The organism is Marinarcus sediminis (SeqCode) (assembly GCF_048571275.1).
In the GTDB taxonomy this organism is placed as follows: Bacteria; Campylobacterota; Campylobacteria; order Campylobacterales; family Arcobacteraceae; genus Marinarcus; species Marinarcus sediminis.
The window spans coordinates 2,251,759-2,269,772 of the sequence record NZ_CP182357.1 but is presented as its reverse complement, the minus strand read 5'-3'; the positions used below and the strand labels follow the sequence as shown (position 1 = coordinate 2,269,772).

Below are 18,014 nucleotides of genomic sequence, written 5' to 3'. Positions count from 1 at the left end.
AAATAAAACATTAAAACTAAGGGAAGGAAAAATATGTATAAAAACGTAAAAATATTGGACAAAGATAAGTTTAAAGGCATTAAGTTTAATGAGGTCAATTTGGTAGGAGTTGCTAAAAATGTAGGACTGATTCCTGTGGGATTTACAGAGGTTTGGAATGCGAGTCATGATTGTCCAGTAGTCATTGGGACAGGAGATTATGCAGAGTTCTTAGCATTTACAGGAGTAACCAAAGAGGTGACCATATTTAATAAAGAAGAGGCCTATATGCCTCTTTTTATAAGAAGTTATCCTTTCTTGAATTTATTGGTAAAAGGTGAAAAAGGGGAACTTAATAATGTCATTGCCATTGATGATAACAGCGATTTTGTTGCCAAAAATAAAAAACATCTCATCATTGCAAAAGATAAAAATTTAACCAAAGAAGCCAGTGCAAAAGTGGAACTGGTACGAGAATTAACACGACAAAGAGATGTCTCTAAAAAAATCATTGAAGAGCTTAAATCACACGATTTATTGGTGAAAAAAGATTTAAAAGTGAATATTAACAATGAAGAGAAAACAATTTTAGAAGAGTTTTATATCATTAACATTGAAAAATTGACTGCCTTAGATGATGCAACTTTGGCAACTTGGGCAAGAAAAGGGTGGATGGGTGTTTTTGATGCACACCTAAAATCATTGGGGAATTTTCAAAAAGTGTTGTCAAGCACTAAAGCCTAAAGTAAGAAATGTTATCAGATGAATCAAAGGTTTTCAATGCAAGAAAAAAAAGATGAGTTATTGGCCACTTCAAAAGAAGCTTACCGTAATCAAGACTATAACAAAGCGATTACTGCACTTTTAGAAATTGATAAACTGGGTTTGGCTTCGGCTGAAATTCTTTGCAACATTGCTGCATTGTATATTAAAGTACAAGCGTTTCAAGAAGCAGTCAATGCCTATCAAACGGCAATAATTAAAGAGCCAAAATTTATGCCAACGTATCACTTTTTTGGCAATTTACTTAAAAAACTCAAAAAGTATAAAGAGGCTTTGGAAGTCTATATTATGGGAGTAAAACAAAATCAAGAAGATTTTAATTTACACAATAATATCGGGATGGTTTATGAACTTTTAGGGCAAAATAACAATGCCATAACTGCGTATAAAAATGCCGTTCGATACAATCCAAAGTTTTCAAAAGCTGTTAATAATATTGCCGTTGTTTTATACAAACAAAAAAAATATGAACAATCTGCTGCCATGTTTAATTTGGCACTTAAAGTGGACCCCAACTATTTTGAAGTTTACAGCAATTTAGGTGCAGCTCTTAATCGACAAAAAGCTTATGATGAAGCGATTGTTGCTTTAGAAACCGCCATAAAAAAACTTCCTAAAAACAGTGGGGCTTACACCAATTTAGGGAATGTTTACAGTAAATTGTTTGAGTACAAAAAAGCTCAACAACTGCATGAAAAATCAATTGCATTGGATCCCAATGGTTCTAATGCCTATGCCAATTTGGCCAATGCTTTAAAAAATCAAGGTTTGACAACCAAAGCCATTCAAAACTATAAAAAAGCGCTTGGTCTTGACCCCAATTTTGTCAATGCTCACTTTGATTTATCAACAGCCTTACTCTCTATTGGTAAGTTTGAAGAGGGCTTTAAAGAGTATGAATGGCGATTTAAAAAAGAGGAGATGTTGCCTCATATTGTCAAATATAAAGAGATATTTTCAAAACCCATGCTTGCACAAAACAGTGATGCAAAAGGGAAAACCGTTTTAGTTCACAGTGAACAAGGTTTTGGTGACAGCTTGATGTTTGTTCGATTTATTCCTGCTTTAAAGAAAAAATTTGGTTGCAAAATTATTTTTAAAGCCAGAGATGAATTGGTGACACTTTTTAAAGCGTATGAATGCCTTGATGAAGTGGTTAAAAGAAGTGAAGAAACGCCTTTTTTTGATTTTCATCTTCCTATTATGAGTGCAGGGTATCTTTTAGAGATTAAAAAACAAGAAGATTTTGGTTCAAAACCCTATTTGAAAATAAAAGAGATGATTGAATCATTGAAAATTGATAAAAAAGATAAAAAACCAAACATTGGGCTTTGTTGGAGTGCAAGTGTGACAGGAGAGAGTTATGAAGGCAAAGTGTTTGCTCTAAATCATTTTGACGCACTCATTAAAAGCGATAAACTTAACATTTATTCTCTGCAAGTGGGTGCAGGTTCAGAAGAGATTGAAACCTTTGGATATAAAAATAATATTATTGATTTAACGCCACAATTAACTGACTTTAAAAAGACATCTGTGTTAGTCAAACAATTGGATTTGGTCATAACTTCAGATACCAGTGTCGCACATTTATGCGGAGCCTTGGGCATTAAAACCTGGGTCTTATTACAAAAATATCCCGATTGGCGTTGGGGCAATAAAGGTGAACACTCATACATGTATGAATCCATAAAAATGATTCGTCAAAAACAAGACAGAAATTGGGATACTGTTTTCCAAAGTGTGGAAGACAGAGTACAAAAAGAGTTTAAAATAAAATTATAAGGAAAAAAATGAATGAAGTTGTTTTAAATAAAATGGTTAAGTTATCGTTTTTGTTGATTGTTCCATTAATTGGAATGTTTTTAATTTCTGCTTTGGGATTGGAAATAAAAGCATTAACTACACTCTGTTTGTTTCTGTTTTTGGGATTGTTGCTATTGTCACTCATTACAATGGTGTTAACACTTTTTAAAAAAGGGTACCGGTTAAAATCTTTATACCTGCTTCTTTTTAATTTTGTCGTCATCATACTTGTTTTAGGTACGGATCTTGTAATATAGCAAACTGTTATTAACAAATGAAGAAATTAGGCACTTTTCTGCAAAATCAAGATTTTGGAGTATACTTCCAGAAATCTTGATGAGGAACGCTGTCATGGCTTTTAAAAATTATCAACCCATCTTTTTAGAGATAAAAAAGAGTCGGTTTTTAAGAATACAGTCATTTACTCTTTTTTTAATTACCTATGTTGATTGGACACTTATTCCTTTTATTACAAAATTGGAAGGAACCTATTTGCCCGTTTTTGTGATCAGTTTTTATATGCTCATTGGCGCTTTAGATGGTTTTATTCAACCTCTGTTTAAAAACCTTAAAATATATAATATTTACCTTTTTGCTATTGGTTTAGATTTAATACAAATTTTCAGTTATCTTATTTTTAATGAATCGATTCTGCTGTTTACTTATATTATTTTGAGTATTTTTACCATTCAAGGAATAACATTTGAAGTTGCCAGAATTCATACCGTTGATTTTATGCAAGATGAAGAGGTGGAGTTAAAAGATTATCTTATGATTCGTTCATTTATGATTTCATCTGCCATTGTATTGGGAAGTTTAACGGCCATGCTTTTTGATTATTTGAACAAAAATTTAAATTTTTTGTTGATCTATCTCTCCGTGTTAGGTCTAATTGGTATTTTACTTCAATATAAACTCTATGATAAATTCAAAAAAAGAGTCATAAACAGCGAAATAGAAATTAAAACCGATAAAAAAGAGTTATTTGAAAAATTTAGAATATAGAGAGTATCATTATTTAATATAAAATATAAAGGCTAATCGTGACAACAAATATTCTGTTCGTTTCTGTTGAGATACCTGTAAAAATTACTCGACAAGAGTTAGAAGAAGAGTTTCCTGGTCTGGTTTTAACGACTATTGAAAAATCGCTTATGGGTGAAATCAGTAATAATAAGTATATTTTTGCTTCCTCTTTTGGCATTATCACATTTTGTAATTTCAGTCATGAGGAGATTAAATCATTTCTAAGTAGACTTGATATTAAAGAGGCTGACAGTTACATGACAGCCTTAATCAACCAAGATTACCCAATGATTGTGGATGAACAATATGAGAAGCCTCTCATTGATGAACACACCATTAAATACAATAAATTCAATAAATCGGTTGCTTCGATTATCTCTTTGGCTCTGTCTCAAAGTGTGGGTTTGGAAATCAGTGAGAAATCGCTTGAGCAAAAGATGATTGAGAGTAAAGCCATCTATGATAAGATTGAAAAACTCAAAATTAAAGACAGAAGCAGCCTTATGAGTTTTGCCAGCAGTATTGCAAAAGAGCGTTTTGATATTTTAAATAAACTCTATTTACTCGATAAGCCTGACATTCTTTGGGATGATTTAGAGCTGGAGTCTTTATACAATCAACTGGGAATGCAACTTGAACTTAAATCCCGCTTTGAAGTTGTTGAATATAAAATGTCTTATTTAAAAGAGTCGATTGATTTCGCTACAGATAGGGTAAATCAAAAATCGAGTGAATTTTTAGAGTGGATTATTATTTGGTTAATCGTTATTGAAGTCTTTTTCTCAATTTATGATTATATTATCAAGCCAAATTTATAGACTATTTAAAAAAAGATATCTTTTTTATCACAGATTTTAAAAAATCTAAAAAACTGATTTCATCTGACTTTTTTGCTTTAGGTTTTCTGTTGTCTTTGAGTCTGTACTCCATTAAAACCATTGTTCTGTATGACATAATTTTCTCCTTTCACATCAAGAGTAGCCTTGTGCTACCCTTTGATATTATGCTGCTTTTTTAACAACTTTTTTGGCGACTTTTTTGGCGCATTTTTTTGTTGTTGGTTTTTTCTTAGCAACCACTTTTGTAACTTTTGTAACTAAAGCTTTAGAATTTTTCTTCTTAATTACTTTTTTAGCAACTGCTTTTTTTACTGTTTTAGTTGCAACTTTTTTTACTGCTTTTTTCTTTAGTTCTTTTGCCATTTTTTTTCCTTGAGGTATGCTATTTTTATTACTAATAGTAATAAATTATAGAGATTATATGATATTTCTGATATTTTGTCAAGTCTCTAAAAGGGTATTGCTTTTTTGAAAGAAGATATTTATTGTGCCATTTTTAGTTTTTTAGCATTAATTTGTTATAATAAGTACCTTTACATAACAAATTGGACAGAATTAAATGACAGTTAAAATAGAGTTACCCAATAACATTAAATATGATATTAATATAGATGAATTAAAACAAATAAAACTCAATAGAAAAGTTGTAGTTGTAACTAATCCTACCATCAGTGCTCTACATTTAGAGTATTTGTTGAAGCATTTAGAAGCAAAAGAGTTGAGTGTGGTCACAATACCAGATGGCGAACAGTATAAAAACATGCAAACCATAGAGATGATACTTGATCACTGTTTTGAAAACAGATTAGACAGAAAATCATTGCTTATTGCTTTTGGTGGTGGTGTCATTGGTGACATGACAGGTTTTGCTGCTTCTTTGTATCAAAGAGGGATTGATTTTATGCAAATACCCACAACACTGCTTTCTCAAGTTGATGCCAGCGTTGGGGGGAAAACAGGCGTAAACAATAAGTTTGGGAAAAACTTAATTGGTTCGTTTCATCAACCCATTGAAGTAAATATTGATCCTTCTTTTTTAAAAACTCTACCTAAAAGAGAGTTTGCCGCAGGTGTTGCAGAGATTATTAAAATGGCTGTAACGTTTAACAAAGAGTTTTTTGTTTGGCTTGAAGAGAATGCATTGGACGATGAAAAAAACCTTGCAACGGCTATTGCTAAATCTGTACAAACCAAAGCCTGGGTTGTTTCGCAAGATGAAAAAGAGCAAGGAATTCGAGCAGCACTCAATTATGGACACACGTTTGGGCATGTTATTGAAAATGAGACCAATTATAATACGTTTTTACACGGTGAAGCTGTGGGCATTGGAATGGTTATGGCCAATGCAGTTGCTGTTGAAATTGGATTGATGACTCAAAAAGAAGCCCAAAGAGTCATTGAATTGCTTAAAAAATATGATATACCAACTGCGTATAATATAGCTGATGCTGAGTCATTTTATGCGCACTTCTTTTTAGATAAAAAATCGTCGGACAATAAAATTAAGTTTATATTACCTAAAGGAATAGGAGATTGTGTTATTACGGATGAGATAGAAAAAGAAAATGTCATTAAGATTTTAAAAGGGTTTAACCATTGAAAAAAATATTTTTTATTTGCCTGTTTGTATTTACTACGTTAAGTTTTGCAGAATCTACGCAACTTGCTGTCCCAAAGCAACTTACGCTTGAACAAATCAATAATCTTGATTTGATTCAATCAAAACTTGATGAGATTGATTTAAAACTTAAAGATAATATTTTATTAAAACGGTACAGCAACTATATTGCTTATCGACAAATTTCTGATGAACTGCATAAACTTGAAGAGAATTATGATGAGTACACCACAAAAAAAGGGGAAAAGTACAAAGAACTCTCTTATCAAACAAACAATAAGATACGAATCAAAAAGAATGAGTTGGAACTGATTGCTGAATATAAAGATTCTCCCATTGGGAATTTAATTAATCCACCCGATATTGACAAAGATGAGCCCATTACCAATCCATTTGGGATTATCAATGCCTTTTCATATATGAAAAAATTGGAAAACAATAAAGCAAAATTTAAAAAAATACAACAAGATGTAGCTGAATTGACAGGATTCTTAGAAGAAAAACTTTTTTTGTTATTGGAAAAAAATGATATTAAATCCGATGAGAATGAGGCGCTTGTTATTGACTTTTTAACCAAACAGAAAAAAGATTTTAACATGGTGTTGGATATTGTCTCTACAACAAACAATGTTTATGCCAGAAAGATTGAACAAGTTATCTTAGAGACACAAAGTCAAATCTCAAATCAAGTTGAAAAGTCAATGAAAATTATCATCACAATTGTGGTTTTATTTTTGATTTCTTTTCTTATTAAACTTACCCTTAAAAAATATTTTTCTCAAAATGAAAACTACTATATGGCGAATAAAGTCATTAATTTTGTCATTGTCTTTTTGGTTTTAATGATTGTTTTGTTCTCATACATTGACAATGTATCGTACCTTGTAACTATTTTAGGGTTTGCTTCAGCTGGGATTGCAATTGCTTTAAAAGATTGGTTTATGTCAATTTTTGGTTGGATGGTGATTGTAACTTCTGGGTCTATTCATGTGGGAGACCGAATTAAAGTCCAACGCGATGGTATAGAAGCAGTTGGAGATGTTTTGGACATTTCACTGTTTAAAATTACCATTCGTGAAGATATTACCTTAACTTCATATACAAAAAACAGAAGAACGGGAAGAATCTATTTTATCCCAAATAACTATATTTTCTCTGAAATGATTGCGAATTATACCCATGCTGATTTACGAACCGTTTGGGATGGAATTGATATTACCATTACCTTTGATTCAAACTATAAAAAAGCACAACACATTGCCAAAGAGATTTTAAAACAGTATTCAAAAGGGTACACCGATATTACCCGTAAACAACTCAGTAAAATGAGAAGCAAATACTCATTAAGAGCAACAGGTGTTGAACCCAGAGTCTATACGTTTGTTGAGCCATATGGGATTGTGATTTCGTCATGGTATTTGACCAACTCTTATGCCGCTTTGGCTTTACGAAGTACCATGAGCCCAGAGATATTGGAAGCATTCATGAAAGAGGATGATATTCATATTGCATACCCTACGCAAAGCATCAATATTCAAACTACGAAAAAAGATATTCCTGCTGAACTGAAAGATTTACCCTTTGAGAAAGCCTGATATGACATTTTCAAACCATAAACCAAAAGTCTATTTTAAAACTTTTGGTTGCAGAACCAATCTTTTTGATACCCAAGTGATGATGAGCAATTTAGAAGATTTTGAAGTCACTCAAGATGAAAAAAGTGCCAATATTGTAGTCATTAATTCATGTACCGTAACAAACAGTGCAGACAGTACCGCACGAGGTTATATTAACGCCTTAAAGAAATTGCCCAATAATCCAAGAGTTATTTTCACAGGATGTGGTGTTTGGACAAAGGGTGAAAATCTTTTTAAAGAGGAGAAAATTGATGCACTCTTTGGACACAGTGAAAAAGAGAAAATCAATGATTTGCTTAAAAATGAAAATAGATTTTTTGATGCAGGTGATTTAAAGCACATTGATCAAACAATTGTTGAAGAGTTTGTTGGCAAAAGCAGAGCCTTTATTAAAATACAAGAGGGGTGTGATTTCCGATGTTCGTACTGTATTATTCCTCATGTCAGAGGGGATGCCAGAAGTTATCAAGAAGATAAAATTTTAGAACAGATTTCAACGTTGGCCAGCAATGGATTTGGAGAGTTTATTTTAACAGGTACAAATGTAGGAAGTTATGGGAAAAAGCAACACACCTCTTTGGCAAAACTGCTTAAAAAAATTGGGTTAATTAAAGGTGTCAGACGGATACGACTTGGAAGCGTAGAACCCATACAAATTGACGATGAGTTTAAAGAGATTATTTCAGAGCCATTTATGGCAAAACATCTCCATATTGCGTTGCAACATACCAGCAAAAAAATGCTTGAAATCATGAACCGAAGAAACAAAGTCTTAAGTGATTTGGAACTGTTTGAGTTTTTGCAAGAAAAAGGGTATGCCTTGGGAACAGATTTCATTGTGGGGCATCCGGGTGAAACCAATGAGTTATGGAGTGAAGCCATGGAGAACATCAAACGATTCCCTTTGACACATATTCATGCGTTTACTTATTCTAAAAGAGATGGTACACCAAGTGCTACCATGAAGCCAGAAATCAATGGAAGTATTGCAAAACAACGATACAATGAGTTAACTAAAATTATTGAGGATAAGAATCTAACCTTCAGAAAAGATAAAAAAATATTGGATGTGTTAATTGAACAAGAAAAAGATGGTGTGTTCATTGGTCTGGATCAATTTTTCAATAAAATAGAGGTGCAATCAAATGCAGATTTGGTTGGGGATTGGATTGAAATTAAAGAGTATGAAGTAAAAGGTGAAAACAATGTTGCCAAATTCTAATAAAAACAGTAAAAAAACAGAAACGATTTTAGATAAAAATCTCAAACTCATGGGAGTATCCGCTATAGTTTTGGTGGCTTTGTTCATCTATACTTTGTTTAAAAGCAGTTCAAATGTAACTTCACCCCAATACTTTATTGGAATTGTGTTTCTTTTTATTTTACTCTTCATGGCAATCGCTTTGCGTTTTTATAAAGAGAAAATCAAAAAGTTTATTCCTAAAAATAAGTTCACGCAAGAGTTGCAAAAAGCTTCAGCTAAAGCAGATGAGAGCAGCGTATTGGCTTCAACGTATGAACATGATATTGTGCATGTTACCTCAGAGATTACTTTTAAAGATGTTGCCGGTATTCAAAGCGTTAAAGAGGAGCTTGAAGAGGTTGTCGACTTTTTAAATGCACCTAAAAAGTATCTGAAACATGGGGTGAAATTGCCTAAAGGTGTTCTGCTTGTAGGCCCTCCAGGTGTAGGAAAAACCTTAATTGCCAGAGCCGTTGCAGGTGAAGCAAAAGTGCCATTTTTTTATCAAAGTGGCGCAAGTTTTGTGCATATTTATGTGGGTATGGGGGCGAAAAGAGTCAGAGAACTTTTTGCAAAAGCTAAAGCCAATGCGCCAGCCATTGTTTTTATTGATGAAATAGATGCCGTTGGTAAAAGCCGAAGTGGTAACTCTAATGATGAAAGGGAAGCCACACTGAATGAACTGTTAACTCAAATGGATGGATTTGATGGTGACAGCGGTGTCATTGTCATTGCAGCTACAAATAAAATTGAAGTTTTAGATGATGCACTTTTACGTGCAGGAAGATTTGACAGACGAATCTTTTTAAATCTGCCCAATATCAATGATCGAGAAAAAATCTTGGAGTTGTATTTAAAAAATAAAACGCATGAGTTGGAGATAAAACAGTTGGCCTTTAGCACAGCTGGATTTACCTCTTCCGCATTGGCTACGTTAATCAATGAGGCATTATTGAATATGATTAAACGTGAAGGTTCAACGCTTGTTATTGATGATATAGAAATCGCAAAAACAAAAATAGAGTTTGGGAAAAAAGAGCAAAAAATTTTAAATGAAAAACAAAAAGAGATTTTGGCCATCTACCAAGCCAGTAAAGCGTATATTTCAAAATCTGAAATCACACTTTTTGAAGAGGGCATTAAAAAAGATGAAGATGTTTACCCCTCTAAAACCAAATTAATCAATGAATTAAAAGCCTATTTGGCAGGTTCTATTGGAGTGGAAGTTTTAAAAGGTGAACTGTATGCCATCAATGCTGAAGATTTACACCGTGCTCAAAAATTGGCTTTAAACATGGTCAATGAATTTAAAATGGCAGAAGATGCTGACACGTTAATTCTCAATGTACGAAATGATTTAAAAAGTGAAATTTATAGACACAGCGTTGACGTGGAACGTTTAAAAGAGATTATTTTAATTCATGAAGCGATTAGTGAAAATGACCTTAAACTCTAGTTTTAGAAGTGGTTTTTGCTTGCACAATGAAGAAGCACTCTTTGAAGAGTATCTTGAAAAAAATGATTTTACATTAAGTGGTTTTTCATTTGGGGCTCAAAAAGTTTTTGAAGAGGCGTATTCCTCTAAAAATAGGGTAGATAAGATTCAACTCATCTCACCGGCTTTTTTCCAAAATAAAGATTTAAAATATAAACGAATGCAGTTGATGTTTTTTAAAAAAGATGCCAAAACTTATTGTGAAAATTTTTTAAAGAATCTCTTATATCCCACGCATAAGAGTTTAGAGGCTTATTTTTCTCAAGGCAGTTATGAAGAGTTGGAATCGCTGCTTTATTATGTCTGGGATGAGAAAAAATTAGAAGAGTTAGTTTTGCGAGGTGTAAAAATAGAAGTTTTTTTAGGCGATAAAGATAAGATCATTGATGCAAGTGCGGTAAAAGCATTTTTTTTACCTTTTGCAACGGTCTATTACATTAAAAATGCAGGACATATTTTATAAAAACAAATAAGAGAAAAAGGAAATAATATTGAGTGAAGAAGTAGCGAAAATAGGAATTGTAACTTGCAGTGACAGAGCCAGTGCAGGTCTATATGAAGACCTTTCTGGTAAAGCAATTATTGAAGTGTTAACTTCATATTTAACATCCCCTTGGGAAGCGGTTTATAAAGTCATTGAAGATGACAAAATTACCATAGAAGAAGCGTTAATAGAGCTTGTGGACAAACAAAAATGTTGTTTGGTTGTAACTACTGGAGGAACAGGTCCTGCAAAACGGGATGTTACACCTGAAGCCACTGAAAATGTCTGCGACAGAATGATGCCTGGTTTTGGGGAACTCATGCGTGCTGAGTCTTTAAAATATGTGCCTACAGCCATTTTATCGAGACAGACAGCGGGCTTAAGAGGAGACTCTTTAATTGTGAATCTTCCTGGTAAACCCAAATCAATAAAAGAGTGTTTGGATGCAGTGTTTCCTGCTATTCCATATTGTATTGATTTGATGGAAGGACCATTTTTAACGTGCAACGAAGCGGTCATTAAACCTTTTAGACCTAAAAAATCATAAATAGGAGATATTTTGAAAAAACTTTTTATATCAATGGGGGTATCTGTTTTAATCTTTTTTATTGCAAATACTGTGTTTAACGTTCAACACTCAACACTTTTGGCGTTGATTGTCTTTTTGGTGATTTTATGGACAAATGAAGCCTTACCAATTGGGGTTGTTTCTCTTTTACCGATTCTTCTTTTCCCTACATTTGACATTATGAGTACCAATGCAACATCAATTAACTACTCAAAATCAATCATATTTTTGTTTTTGGGTGGATTTATGATTGCCATTGCAACACAAAAAACCAGTTTGCATAAATATGTTTCCAATAAATTGTTAACGGTTTTTCCCAATACACCAAGAGGAATTATTTTTTCATTGGCTGTCACTTCTGCATTTTTAAGTTCGCTTATTTCAAATACAACCACAGCACTTCTTTTAATACCTATTGCCATGTATTTGACTGAAAACGATAAATTTAAAGTTCGTTTGGTTTTAGCCATTGCTTATGGTGCAAGTATTGGTGGGATAGTTACTCCTATTGGAACGCCACCCAATCTTATTCTTTTAGGTTTTATGGAACAACACTCTTTAGAACCCGTTGCTTTTGTACAATGGATACTTTTAACGGGACCATTAGCAGCAATAATGTTAATCATGATTCCTTTTATTTTATCCATTGGAGTAGGTGATGTTCATATTGACAAAGAACTTCAAGATAAAGGGCACTTAAGCAGTGAACAAAAACGATTAATGATTATTTTAGGGACACTGATTGTATTGCTTTTTGCAAATTCAAAAATCGAACCTTATTATATGGGATTGGGATTAGATGAAAAAGGGATTTTACTGGGATATGGATTGTTGATGTTTATGCCTAAAATTGGTTTTTTAACTTGGGAAGATACTAAAAAAGTCCCTTATGAAATCATTTTCTTATTTGGAGCAGGGTTTTCAATTGCGGCTGCATTTTCTTCAACTGGTTTGGCCAATGCCATTGCGCAACATCTCTTATCTTTGACCAATATGCCCGTTATTTTATTGATACTTATTGTTGCTTCTTTGATTACTTTTACAACAGAAGTTACTTCAAACACCGCATTGATTTCAATTGCCTTACCGATTATTTATTCATTGAGTCAGTCAGCGAATATTGACAGTGGTTTAATTTTATTTGTTGCAACCATTTGTGCTTCATATGCCTTTATGCTTCCCATTGCTACACCACCTAATGCCATTGCCATGAGCAGTGGAGCAGTGAAAGTTAAAGATATGGCAAAATTTGGTTTGGTGTTTAATATCTTGGGGATATTGTCTATTACCGCCATTGCCTTGCTCTATTGGCAATACTATTTATAAAAAAGGAAAAAGGCTTTAGAGTCAAACATATATGCAAGAGATATTTACAAAATTAGATTTACAAGATTATATCAAGAGTTTTTCTGCGCTTTTTGCACGACAAAAGCCCGTTGTTTTAGAAGGGGATGTGAATTTACATTATCGGTTAATCAATGAATTGTCAAATTACAATTTTAAGCAACCTCAGAGCGTTTTAAATTTGGACACTGCTTTGATGCATATTCAAAAGCAGGGTGTTTTGAAGGTGGACGATATTTTTGAGTTCATTAAAATTATCAAATATTTTAACTATTTGAAAACTTTTAATAATGAAGGAAAACTCTTTGAGTGGCTTGAAAAGATTATTATTCCTACTGAAATCGTTGAAGTTACCAAATATTTCAGTGAAAAAGGGGAGTTAAAAGAGGGCGTTGATGAAGATTTTGATTTGATTAAAAAAGCCATTTATGCGAACAAAGAGAGCATCAAACAATCTTTATATAAAATCATCAACAGCTCAAAAATAAGACCCTATTTGGTGGATTCTCAAGTGCATTTTGTAAACTCAGAAGAGACGCTGCTTGTGCGTGGTGGTTTTAATCATGTGATAAAAGCTTCGGTGGTAAACCGAAGTGCCTCTGGTTTTTTTTATATTTTGCCGCATGATATTTCAGCTTTAAAACAAAAAGAGTCCAATTTAAAAAACAAACAAGAAGAGATTCTTTTAAAAATATGTAAAAGTATCAGCTCTTTGTTTGAAAAAAACTTACTCTTTTTAAAGTTTATCAACAAAGAGTTTGATCGATTTGACCACTACCAAGCCCGTGTATTTTTTGCAAAAATGGGGGACAAAAACTTTATATTGCCTTCAAAAACCAATCAGTGTAAAATTGTGGATTTCAAACATCCTGCACTTCATGATGCCAAACCCATTACGGTGGATTTTACCAAAGCTGTGGTAATGATTACGGGAGTAAATGCGGGAGGTAAAACGATGATGTTAAAATCGATTTTAAGTTCAGTGTTGCTCTCAAAATACCTTATTCCATACAATGCTCATCAAAGCAGTGTAGTAGGAAATTTCAAAAATGTTTTGGCAGTGCTTGATGACCCCCAAAATGTTAAAAATGATATTTCAACATTTGCTGGTCGTATGGTAGAGTTTTCAAAACTATTCAGCAAAAAAAATATGATTGTAGGTGTTGATGAGATTGAATTGGGTACCGATTCAGATGAAGCTGCGAGTTTGTTTAAAGTCATCATTGAAGAGTTAATCAGTAAAGAGATTAAAATCATCATAACCACGCACCATAAACGATTGGCAGCACTTATGGCTGCGAATGAAAATGTGGAGTTGATGGCAGCTTTATACGATGAAGAGAATCAAAAACCCACGTATGAGTTTCTTCAAGGAACCATTGGGAGATCATACGCTTTTGAAACAGCGCAACGTTATGGCATACCTTTAAATGTGATTAAAAAAGCCAAAGAGGTTTATGGTGATGATAAAGATAAACTCAATGAACTCATTCAAAGAAGCAGCGAACTTGAACAAGAGTATAAACTTAAAATTGCAACTCTTGATGAAGAGATAAGCACCCATCAACGTTTGATTCAAAACTTAAAAGAGCAAAAACAGAATTTGGACAATCATATTTATACGGAAAAATCTAAGTTACATAAAGAGTACAGTGATGCCAAAGAGGAAGCCAAAAAAGCCATTAAGGCAAAGATTTCTCAAGAGTCACACCAGCACTTAAACCTTGCACACCAAAAAGTCAAAGAGATTAAGACGCAAAAAGTCAAAGAACCAGAAGCTTTTAAAGTAGGAGATAGAATCAAATACCAATCTTCAAAAGGGGAAATTCTCTCTTTAAAAGGAAACAAAGCGTTCATTGAAAATGATTTGGGTATGAGAGTTCAAGTTGATATTTCTCAACTTCAACGAAGTGGAAATCCTCCTATAAAAGTCAAACAAAAAGTGGTCGTAAATGTTCAAAAACCAGATTCAGGGCATATCTCTTTGGATTTACATGGACAACGTTCAGATGAAGCGGTTGAAAATTTAGATAAGTTTATCTCGGATTCACTGATTGCAGGATTTGATGAAATATTGGTTTATCATGGGATTGGAACGGGAAAACTGGCCTTTGCCGTGAAGCAGTTTTTGGATAAACATCCTAAAGTTAAAAGTTACAGCGATGCACATCCAAGCAGTGGTGGTTTTGGAGCAAAAGTCATTAAACTATAAATAGGAGTTAGGTATGGAAAAAGAGCTAGAGAGCCTACAAAAATTCTATAATATCATCATCGAGTTTTTTGTGAATTACAGTTTTCAATTAATTGGTGCAATCATTATTTTTATTTTGGGTTGGTACGTTGCCAATAAAGTTGCCAAGGTCATTCAAGCCTTGTGTGAAAAAAACGAGTTGGATGTAACATTGACTAAATTTGTGGTCAATATTGTCAAGTTTTCCATCATTATTGGTGTAGCGATTATATCTGTGGGTAAACTGGGAATTACACTGACTCCTTTTATTGCGGGTATTGGTGCTGCATCATTGGGAGCAGGTTTGGCTCTTCAAGGAACACTTTCAAATTATGGAGCAGGGCTTTCTATTATTATAGGGCGTCCTTTTGTTGTGGGTAATACCATCAGTGTTGAGGGTGTTTTTGGTGTGGTCGAAGAGATACGACTTGCCCATACCATACTTTCCACAGAAGATGGAGAACAAATTACCATTCCCAATAAACATATTATCGGGGAAGTTTTAATTAACTCTTTTGAATATCGAGTTGTAGAAACGGTTGTCGGTATAGATTATAATTGTAAACCTGAAGATGCCATTGCTGCTATTCATGCAGTGTTAGAGCAATTTGATGCGCAAACCATTTCAAGAGAGCCAAAAGCTCAAGTGGGTATTAAAGAGTTTGGAAACTTTTCGATTAACATTGAAGTGAGATACTGGGCACATACAAAACTTTTTTTTGAGACACAATACCGAGTTAATCTGGCTATTTTTAATACATTAAAACAGAATAATATTACAATTCCTTTTCCAACGTATAATCTTGTTAATAAAGATAGATAGCTATCTATCTTTATTAAAGTACTAAAATGTATATCTTAGTGATACATTAAAGTTTCTTGGTTCTCCATACACCATCCACGTATCTGCACCAATTCCTTCATAATACTTTTTATCAAATAAATTTTTTATATTTAACTGCAGAGAAGTTTTTTCATTCATTTGATATTTTGTCATCAGATCCACAAGGGTATAAGCTTTTTGTTCTACATAGTCGCTTCCTGTGCCATCATACACTTTACTGTAATATTTTAGACCAATACCCAAATTGAGGTCATGATTGGCTTGATAGTTTACAAATAAATTAGATGTGGTTCTTGCTTGTTCTGTAGATACTTTTTTCCCATCTGCATCTTTTGCTTCAAAATTTGCTATACCAAAAGTGGTATTAATATTATCCGTAATTTGCCCCGCTATTGAAAACTCAAATCCTTTACTCACAACGCCCTCTTTGGCTTCGTACGCATTACTCCCATCAGAAAGGGTTACTCCATTTATTTTCTCAGCTACATTATCTTGCAGTATTCTATAGACAGAAAACGTCGTATTGACTTTACCCTCTAAATATTCACTTTTTATACCTGCTTCATAGTTTCTTCCTACTATGGGATCTAAGTACTCTTCGTTGATATCTTTTGCATTTTGTGTTTTAAAAATATCGGTATAACTTAAAAATGCACTGTGTTGTTTATTTAAATCATAGACCAATCCCGCATATGGAGTCAATATTTGATTAAAATTTCTCTCTTTTGAATTTATCTCATCACTGTGGTACTTCCATGTTGATACTCTCAGTCCAGATATGAATTTGAGTTTTTCACTCAAAGAGAATCTTCCTACAAGGTATGTTGCCATTTGTTTTGTAGTACCAATGTCTTTATTGCTGTATGCCTTGCTTGATAAAAGCGTGCTTCCATCGTAGGTAAAAATATTTGAAGCGGCTTCCATTCCACTTTTGTATCTTCTTGTGTGATCATATTCATTATAACTTCCCCCTACAATAATCTCTTGTGAAAGATTTGATATCTCAAATGGTATATCAAGATAAGTATCCAGATTTTTTTCATTGTAGTAATCGATACCTTTATATTGTGCTACGGTTATTCCACTGCCATCGGTTTTATCAATAGTCCCAAATTGAAGTTTGATTGTGTGTCTGTCTTGTTTAATTTTTTTTCTTGAAGCAGAAACGTTTAAACTAATATCTTCATATATATAGTGCTTATAGGTTCCAAAGTAATCATTTATTTTACTGTTTTGATAAGACCAATCTTTTGCAAATGATGTCGATCTTGAAAAATCGGTTCTTGTGCCATCTGAGTAGAAAGCAGGCATTCCCCATTCCCATGCTCCATCATTGTTTTGCTCTTGATAGCTAGTTCCCATTGAAAAGGATATTTGATCATTGATTTCCCCATCTATTATCCCATAATAGACATTGTTTTCTTTCTCATGATTATCGTAAAAATATTTTGATTTGGCATTTTTTGCAACGACTCTGGCTCTGATTTTTTTATCTTGGCTTAATGGGGCAGTAATATCTGTAGTTTGTCCATATGCATCCCAAGAGCCTGCATCTAAGGTTACACTTCCTTTGAAGTTTTTGCTGTTCGCATGTTTTCTAATGAAGTTCATACTTAAAGAAGGATTCCCTTCCCCTGTCATAAGACCATTGGCCCCTTTTACAATTTCAACTCGGTCAAACAGTGACATATCAAAACTGCTGATTCTATTGTAATAAGGTACACCATCTGTTTTATAATATTCAATACCAAAACCTCTTGCGTAGGTATATAAGTTGGTAATACCTACATTGGCTAATCCTACTCCAACAATATCTCTTACCACATCATTGTAAGAGTTAATGTCTCTGTCTTCAAGCTCTTTTTTTGTAATGACAGTGATGGTTTGTGGTGTCGCTTTTACCGAGAGATTTAACTTGGTTGCGGTATTCATCGAATCAACTGTGTATGAAGTTGTAGAATCGTTGTTGCTCTCCACAACATCAATTTTGTTTAAAGAGATTACCTCTTCAGATGCAAATGTAAATGTATTTAAAGCCAACAATGTCATTAAACTCAAATGTTTTAAATGGTCAGTTCTTTTGCTCAATTATTTCTCCTTCTTTTTTAAAGGGGGAATAAT

17 protein-coding genes are annotated in these 18,014 nt (G+C 33.3%); 14 read left to right on the top strand and 3 right to left on the bottom strand.

Annotated features, from left to right (window positions below; translation table 11 throughout):
* Window positions 1-33 precede the first annotated feature (33 nt).
* The 5 genes from ACNI3C_RS11425 to ACNI3C_RS11405 all read left to right on the top strand — a co-directional run bounded on the left by ACNI3C_RS11425 (window position 34) and on the right by ACNI3C_RS11405 (window position 4,409).
* On the top strand, window positions 34-723 hold the full coding sequence (locus ACNI3C_RS11425; RefSeq protein ID WP_419769932.1) for a SapC family protein: 690 nt from the start codon (window positions 34-36) through the stop codon (window positions 721-723).
* Window positions 724-759: 36 nt separating this feature from the next.
* Window positions 760-2,544 carry a tetratricopeptide repeat protein gene (locus ACNI3C_RS11420; protein WP_419769931.1) on the top strand — a complete coding sequence of 595 codons (1,785 nt, stop codon included), beginning with the start codon at window positions 760-762 and terminating at the stop codon, window positions 2,542-2,544.
* Between the two features lie 8 nt (window positions 2,545-2,552).
* Window positions 2,553-2,822 carry a hypothetical protein gene (locus ACNI3C_RS11415; RefSeq protein WP_419769930.1) on the top strand — a complete coding sequence of 90 codons (270 nt, stop codon included), beginning with the start codon at window positions 2,553-2,555 and terminating at the stop codon, window positions 2,820-2,822.
* Window positions 2,823-2,916: 94 nt separating this feature from the next.
* The gene (locus tag ACNI3C_RS11410) at window positions 2,917-3,570 is read left to right on the top strand and encodes a hypothetical protein (protein ID WP_419769929.1); all 654 of its coding nucleotides are present in this window, start codon (window positions 2,917-2,919) and stop codon (window positions 3,568-3,570) included.
* A gap of 38 nt (window positions 3,571-3,608) precedes the next feature.
* Window positions 3,609-4,409 (top strand): RMD1 family protein, encoded by an 801-nt coding sequence (locus tag ACNI3C_RS11405; protein ID WP_419769928.1) that lies wholly within the window; start codon window positions 3,609-3,611, stop codon window positions 4,407-4,409.
* Window position 4,410: 1 nt separating this feature from the next.
* Here ACNI3C_RS11405 and ACNI3C_RS11400 read toward each other — a convergent pair whose 3' ends face one another.
* The gene (locus ACNI3C_RS11400) at window positions 4,411-4,545 is read right to left on the bottom strand and encodes a hypothetical protein (RefSeq protein WP_419769927.1); all 135 of its coding nucleotides are present in this window, start codon (window positions 4,543-4,545) and stop codon (window positions 4,411-4,413) included.
* Window positions 4,546-4,592: 47 nt separating this feature from the next.
* Window positions 4,593-4,793: a hypothetical protein gene (locus tag ACNI3C_RS11395; protein WP_419769926.1), complete on the bottom strand. Its 201-nt coding sequence runs from the start codon at window positions 4,791-4,793 to the stop codon at window positions 4,593-4,595.
* Window positions 4,794-4,989: 196 nt separating this feature from the next.
* Between ACNI3C_RS11395 and aroB the strand changes: the two genes are divergently transcribed.
* From aroB to ACNI3C_RS11350, 9 genes are read left to right on the top strand one after another with little or no spacing between them, the layout of a single operon-like run.
* The gene (gene aroB / locus ACNI3C_RS11390) at window positions 4,990-6,030 is read left to right on the top strand and encodes a 3-dehydroquinate synthase (RefSeq protein WP_419769925.1); all 1,041 of its coding nucleotides are present in this window, start codon (window positions 4,990-4,992) and stop codon (window positions 6,028-6,030) included.
* On the top strand, window positions 6,027-7,643 hold the full coding sequence (locus ACNI3C_RS11385; RefSeq protein WP_419769924.1) for a mechanosensitive ion channel domain-containing protein: 1,617 nt from the start codon (window positions 6,027-6,029) through the stop codon (window positions 7,641-7,643). Before aroB ends, ACNI3C_RS11385 begins: the two co-directional genes overlap by 4 nt.
* A 1-nt stretch (window position 7,644) precedes the next feature.
* Window positions 7,645-8,907, top strand: a complete 1,263-nt coding sequence (gene mtaB, locus ACNI3C_RS11380; RefSeq protein WP_419769923.1) for a tRNA (N(6)-L-threonylcarbamoyladenosine(37)-C(2))-methylthiotransferase MtaB — start codon at window positions 7,645-7,647, stop codon at window positions 8,905-8,907.
* On the top strand, window positions 8,891-10,384 hold the full coding sequence (locus ACNI3C_RS11375) for an AAA family ATPase (RefSeq protein ID WP_419769922.1): 1,494 nt from the start codon (window positions 8,891-8,893) through the stop codon (window positions 10,382-10,384). The genes mtaB and ACNI3C_RS11375 overlap by 17 nt, the downstream gene beginning before the upstream one ends.
* A complete protein-coding gene (gene bioV, locus ACNI3C_RS11370) occupies window positions 10,350-10,886 on the top strand; it encodes a pimelyl-ACP methyl ester esterase BioV (RefSeq protein WP_419769921.1) in 537 nt (178 codons plus the stop codon). The genes ACNI3C_RS11375 and bioV overlap by 35 nt, the downstream gene beginning before the upstream one ends.
* Window positions 10,887-10,914: 28 nt before the next feature.
* The gene (gene mog, locus ACNI3C_RS11365) at window positions 10,915-11,454 is read left to right on the top strand and encodes a molybdopterin adenylyltransferase (protein ID WP_419769920.1); all 540 of its coding nucleotides are present in this window, start codon (window positions 10,915-10,917) and stop codon (window positions 11,452-11,454) included.
* Between the two features lie 12 nt (window positions 11,455-11,466).
* Window positions 11,467-12,801 (top strand): SLC13 family permease, encoded by a 1,335-nt coding sequence (locus ACNI3C_RS11360; protein WP_419769919.1) that lies wholly within the window; start codon window positions 11,467-11,469, stop codon window positions 12,799-12,801.
* 31 nt (window positions 12,802-12,832) lie between these two features.
* Entirely contained in the window at window positions 12,833-15,031 is a 2,199-nt protein-coding gene (locus ACNI3C_RS11355; RefSeq protein WP_419769918.1) for an endonuclease MutS2, read from the top strand.
* A gap of 13 nt (window positions 15,032-15,044) precedes the next feature.
* Window positions 15,045-15,872, top strand: a complete 828-nt coding sequence (locus tag ACNI3C_RS11350) for a mechanosensitive ion channel family protein (RefSeq protein ID WP_419769917.1) — start codon at window positions 15,045-15,047, stop codon at window positions 15,870-15,872.
* A gap of 21 nt (window positions 15,873-15,893) precedes the next feature.
* On the opposite strand, the gene ACNI3C_RS11345 is transcribed toward ACNI3C_RS11350, so the two are convergent.
* Window positions 15,894-17,981 carry a TonB-dependent siderophore receptor gene (locus ACNI3C_RS11345; protein WP_419769916.1) on the bottom strand — a complete coding sequence of 696 codons (2,088 nt, stop codon included), beginning with the start codon at window positions 17,979-17,981 and terminating at the stop codon, window positions 15,894-15,896.
* Window positions 17,982-18,014 lie beyond the last annotated feature (33 nt).

Bases quoted from the DNA above. Each gene is read 5' to 3' on its own strand.
- bioV (WP_419769921.1), top strand. From the start codon at position 10,350: ATGAAGCGATTAGTGAAAATGACCTTAAACTCTAGTTTTAGAAGTGGT.
- mtaB (WP_419769923.1), top strand. From the start codon at position 7,645: ATGACATTTTCAAACCATAAACCAAAAGTCTATTTTAAAACTTTTGGT.
- ACNI3C_RS11410 (WP_419769929.1), top strand. From the start codon at position 2,917: ATGGCTTTTAAAAATTATCAACCCATCTTTTTAGAGATAAAAAAGAGT.
- ACNI3C_RS11395 (WP_419769926.1), bottom strand. From the start codon at position 4,793: ATGGCAAAAGAACTAAAGAAAAAAGCAGTAAAAAAAGTTGCAACTAAA.
- ACNI3C_RS11420 (WP_419769931.1), top strand. From the start codon at position 760: ATGCAAGAAAAAAAAGATGAGTTATTGGCCACTTCAAAAGAAGCTTAC.
- ACNI3C_RS11375 (WP_419769922.1), top strand. From the start codon at position 8,891: ATGTTGCCAAATTCTAATAAAAACAGTAAAAAAACAGAAACGATTTTA.
- ACNI3C_RS11415 (WP_419769930.1), top strand. From the start codon at position 2,553: ATGAATGAAGTTGTTTTAAATAAAATGGTTAAGTTATCGTTTTTGTTG.
- ACNI3C_RS11350 (WP_419769917.1), top strand. From the start codon at position 15,045: ATGGAAAAAGAGCTAGAGAGCCTACAAAAATTCTATAATATCATCATC.
- aroB (WP_419769925.1), top strand. From the start codon at position 4,990: ATGACAGTTAAAATAGAGTTACCCAATAACATTAAATATGATATTAAT.
- ACNI3C_RS11425 (WP_419769932.1), top strand. From the start codon at position 34: ATGTATAAAAACGTAAAAATATTGGACAAAGATAAGTTTAAAGGCATT.
- ACNI3C_RS11355 (WP_419769918.1), top strand. From the start codon at position 12,833: ATGCAAGAGATATTTACAAAATTAGATTTACAAGATTATATCAAGAGT.
- ACNI3C_RS11400 (WP_419769927.1), bottom strand. From the start codon at position 4,545: ATGTCATACAGAACAATGGTTTTAATGGAGTACAGACTCAAAGACAAC.